The following is a 4,423-nucleotide window of genomic DNA, read 5'->3' as shown; positions in this document are numbered from 1 at the left end:
GGAGGAAGGCGTCGGGTGACACCTTCCGCTGGTCGTGGCCGAAAGAGTCCGTAGAGCCGGCCGCCGACCCGGACCACGGGCGGGGCGTCCAAATCGGCCACGAACGGGGACCGCCGGTACGTCTCGAAGTCGTGCATCACCACGAGCGCCCAGGTCAGCCCGTCACCGGTGAGAACCTCGGCAAGGATCCGCGCGCTCATCAGGTCCCCGGCGGGGGAGGGGTTGGGGTCGGCGCGCACCATGAACCGGGCGATTCCCAGGTGTTCTCCGGCCCCCGGCGGGGCCGTCCGGCGCACATGCGCCCAGGCCGTCGCGATGACCGGATCGGCGTCCTGGTCCGCGGCCCGGGCCTCGGTGAGCCGCAGCCAGGACATGAAGCCGACCGTCTCGCCCGAGACCGAGCGCCGGTAGACGTGGAAGGACTCGGGCTGCCGGTCGAGCCAGTGGCGGACGATGGCCACGTTCTCCTCGGGGCCCTCCTTGGCGGCCAGTTCCAGCACCGCGGCGTGGTCGCCGGGCCGCAGGGTGTCCTCGTACACCTCGTGCGGCCGGGTGGCGCCGAACCAGTTGCTGCCGTACCCGTCGCGCTGGAGGTAGAGCACGGCGGCCGACAGGCCGCGCAGCGCCGGGCCCGCCGCGGAACCCGAGCCCAGGGAGCCGGCGGGGGCGCCGGAGCCGAGAGCGCCGCCGGAGCCGCCGCGGGCCTGCTGCACCTGCGCGACGAGATGGCTGAGGATGCGGCCGTGCATGGCCCGGTAGCGCTGCGGATCACGCCAGCGCAGATCGGCGTCCAGGATCTCGCGTACCACATCGTGCGGAAAGATCCCGCACGGGCCCGTCTCGATGAACGGCAGCCCGCGCAGCCAGGCGAACAGGTCCGCCGCGTCGGGCCGCGTCCCGATGTGCTCGGGCCGTGCGGCCGGGTCGGTCTCGGGCAGGGCGGCCCGCAGCAACTCCTCGGTGGTCATGTGGGCGTGGGCGCATATCTCCAGGGCCTGCCGGTGGAGCGTCGAGGGCAGGTCGCCGACCAGCCGGGACACCAGCGTGCCGATCACGTCCTGCGCCGGTGTCCAGGTGCCGTTCCCGTCGTCGGGGTCGCGTGCCACCTCGGCGGCCAGCGACAGGGCCAGGGGGTTGCCGCCCGCGAAGGAGAGGACCCCGGCCTGCCGCTCCGGCGGCACCCCGCGAGCAGCGAGCAGGGCGACCGCCTCGCCGCGGGGCAGTTCCGGCAGGCTGACGACCCGCAGGATCCCCGCCCAGCCGGGGTCGGTGCGCCAGCGGTCCGAGGGCGGCTGCCGTCCGGCGAGGACCACCAGCGACCCCAGCGGCAGCCGGGGGAGGAAACGGTCCCGCAGCCAGCCTTCGAGCGACTGGTACTCCTCGAAGGTGTCGACCAGCAGCACCGGCCGGTCGGCGGCGAACACCTCGGCCGCGTCCGCCTCGAACGCCGCGGGGGAGCACTCGCCGCTGCGCCCGTCCAGCTCGACCGCCGTCAGCCCGGCCGCATGCGCCTCGTCGGCGAAGCGCCGCAGCAGCGACGACTTGCCGATGCCGCCGGGGCCGGTGAGGAAGAGCACAGTGAAGGCGTCCGCGGCGCCGTCAAGGGCCGCGCGGAATCGGGCCAGTTCGCGGTCGCGCCCGACGAAGGCGCGCTGCCGCGCCGCGCGTAAGTGCTCACCCAGACTCCCGGGTGAGTGGCTGTCACGGTGAGTCATGGCACTCCCTTGCCGACCTGCCGGTGCGCTGCTCAAGCGCTTCCTGAGGGAGGAGGGTAGCGGCGGTTCCTGGGTTGCCGCCCGGCGGTGCTCATCCGGCGGTGAGCACTGGGGTGAGCAATGAACCGGCCACTTTCCGAGCAGTTTTCTGGACACTTTTATGGACAGTTTTCCTGGCGCGTCGCGGGCGCGGCCCGGAAATATTTGAGTGGTAGAAAGGATTCCACCCGTACGGCTGTTAACGGGAGCTGTCGTGCCATCGCGGCGGCAGGGGAGGGAAAAGTGCGCGGAACTTTCCATTCGGTGATCGCGGAACCCGAGAAAAAGATTCCGGTCGTGGTCCATGCGCCGGATCCGATCTCACGAGAAGGAACGATCAGCCAGCTGCGGCAGCACCCGGAAGTCGACCTCGTCGACGAGGCCGCCGTGAGCGGTGCCGGCGTGGCCGTGCTGCTCGCCGAATCCCCCGATCAGGCCCTCCTCTCCCAGCTGCGCAGACTCGTGCGCAGCGAGGGGCTGCACCCCGTCCTGGTGGTGAGCCTGATCCGCGAGGCGGAGCTGCTGGACGTCATCGAATGCGGCGTCGGCGCCATCGTCTGGCGGCACGAGGCCACCGGTGGACGGCTGCTCAGGGCCGTGACCGCGGCCTTCCACGGCGACGGCGACCTGCCCTCGGATCTGCTCGGGCGGCTGATCAGCCAGGTCGGCAGCTTACGGCCGGGCACTTCCGGCCACCTCGCCACCCAGCCCTCCGGCCTCACCCCGCGCGAGATCGACGTGCTGCGGCTGGTCGCGGAGGGAATGGGGACTGGGGAAATTGCTAGTAAGTTGTCGTATTCGGAACGGACCGTCAAGAACATCATGCAGGGTCTGACCACGCGGCTGGACCTGCGCAATCGTGCGCACGCCGTGGCCTACGCGCTGCGCGAGGGGTACATCTCGTGATTCACGAAGTCGACGCGCTGTTGCGTACACTGCTCCAAGGCGGAGCACTGGCCGGAAGTGATATCGAGATCGCCTTCGACGCCCCGACCAAGGAATGGTCAGCGCGGCGCAACGCCCCGGTTCTGGACTGCTATCTGTACGACATCCGGGAGGATGTCAAACGGCGCGAGCGCGGCGCGGCCGCCATCCGCGACGGACAGGGGATCGTGGTCCGCAGGCGCCGTCCGCCGCGCTGGTTCCGGCTGTCGTACCTGCTCACCGCGTGGACCAAGCGGCCCGAGGACGAACACCGGCTGCTGTCGGCCGCGTTGGCGACCCTGCTGCCGCGCGAACTGCTGCCGCCGGACATCCTTCCGGAGCCGCTCGCCGAGCTGGGGCTCAGCGTGCCGCTCACGGTCGCCGGGGTGCAGACCGAGGCCCGCTCGCTGGCCGAGATCTGGTCCGCGCTCGGCGGCACGCTCAAACCGTCCATCGACCTGGTGATCACCGTGCCGTTCCCGGCCTACCCCGACTACGACGCCGGGCCGCCCGTCACCGAGGGCACGCTGGTGCGCGCCCGCGAGATCGACGGAGCCGAGGACGGCGAGCGCATGCACCAGTCACGCCACCTCGCCGCGCCGACCACGGAAGCACACACCCGGTGACCGACAGCGCCACACTTTCGTACGACACCCCGTCCGACGACCCGGCGGGCGCGCTGCTCGCCCGGCTCGCCCGGCTACGGGAGCGGATCGCCGCCCTGGTGGAGCGGCGCAGCGCGGGCGACCCCACCGCGACCGACCTGCTGCGCGGCCTTTACCTGTCCGACGACGCCGTACGCCACCATCTGCTGCGGTCCGCCGACGCACCGCATCCGGAGGACGACGCCGCGGCGGGGCCCGTCGACGGCTCCGGCGACGAACCCGCGCGCGACGGCGACCGGTTGCCCGGCCTCGTCCGCCGCCTGGGCCTGACCGAGCTGGACACCGCCGCCCTGCTCATCGCGCTCGCCCCCGACCTCGACCGCGGATTCGAGCCGCTGTACGGCTACCTCAACGACGACGTCAGCCGTCGGCGCGCCACCGTCGGGCTGGTGCTCGACGTATGCGGTCTGTCCGCGGCCCATCCCGGGGCCCGGGCCCGCTTCCACCCCTCGGCGCCGCTGGCCGAACTCGGCCTGCTGGTCGTCGAGGAGGTCGAACGGCCCTTCCTCAGCCGTGCGTTGAGCGTCCCGGACCGGCTGGTCGCCCATCTGCTCGGCGACGACACCCAGGACGCCGTGCTCGACGGCCGCGTCCGTATGCTCCCGGCCCCCGGTGAACCGTCCCCGGACTCCATGGAGCGGCTCGCCGAGCACCTCGCCACCGCCCCTGGCACGGTCTACCTGCGCGAACAGCGGGAGGGCGACGGACTGCTGTGCGCCGCCACCGCGCTGGGCGCCGCCGGGTACGAGGCGCTGCACTTCACCCCGGTCACCACCACCGGGCACCAGGAGCACGGCCCGGACGACCGGCGGCACGACGTCCTCGGCCCGGTGCCGGAGCTGCTGCGCGAGGCGCGGCTGCGCGGCTGCGGGATCGTGGTGTCCCCGCTGCCCGAGCGGCCGGGACCGCTCACCCGGGCCTTGGCGGCGCCTGATGTACCGGTGTTGCTGACCGGCCGGGCGGCGTACGACCCGCAGTGGTGCGACCACGATCCGCTGGTGCTGGACGTGCCCCGGCTGCCGTCGGGCGGGGTGGACGCCTGGGCGGCCGCGCTCGGTGTCGGCGGGAGGGACGACGCCG

The 4,423-nt window shown here is 72.6% G+C and carries 3 protein-coding genes and 1 pseudogene; 3 read left to right on the top strand and 1 reads right to left on the bottom strand.

Annotated elements, in window-relative coordinates:
• Window positions 1-1,715, bottom strand: a 1,715-nt coding sequence (locus SSOG_RS53645; RefSeq protein ID WP_050799896.1) for an ATP-binding protein, incomplete at its 3' end; no start/stop codon positions are given.
• Window positions 1,716-1,973: 258 nt separating this feature from the next.
• Here SSOG_RS53645 and SSOG_RS17970 point away from each other — a divergent pair.
• From SSOG_RS17970 to SSOG_RS53640, 3 genes and pseudogenes are all read left to right on the top strand, one after another.
• On the top strand, window positions 1,974-2,660 hold the full coding sequence (locus tag SSOG_RS17970; protein WP_425385468.1) for a helix-turn-helix transcriptional regulator: 687 nt from the start codon (window positions 1,974-1,976) through the stop codon (window positions 2,658-2,660).
• Window positions 2,657-3,304: a Pvc16 family protein gene (locus SSOG_RS17965; protein ID WP_009715666.1), complete on the top strand. Its 648-nt coding sequence runs from the start codon at window positions 2,657-2,659 to the stop codon at window positions 3,302-3,304. Before SSOG_RS17970 ends, SSOG_RS17965 begins: the two co-directional genes overlap by 4 nt.
• A pseudogene (locus tag SSOG_RS53640) lies at window positions 3,301-4,423 on the top strand (ATP-binding protein); the annotation flags it as partial. The gene SSOG_RS17965 and the pseudogene SSOG_RS53640, both read left to right, overlap by 4 nt.

The organism is Streptomyces himastatinicus ATCC 53653 (genome assembly GCF_000158915.1).
In the GTDB taxonomy this organism is placed as follows: Bacteria; Actinomycetota; Actinomycetes; order Streptomycetales; family Streptomycetaceae; genus Streptomyces; species Streptomyces himastatinicus.
The sequence above is the reverse complement of the archived record's forward strand: the minus strand, read 5'-3'. Positions and strand labels throughout refer to the sequence as shown.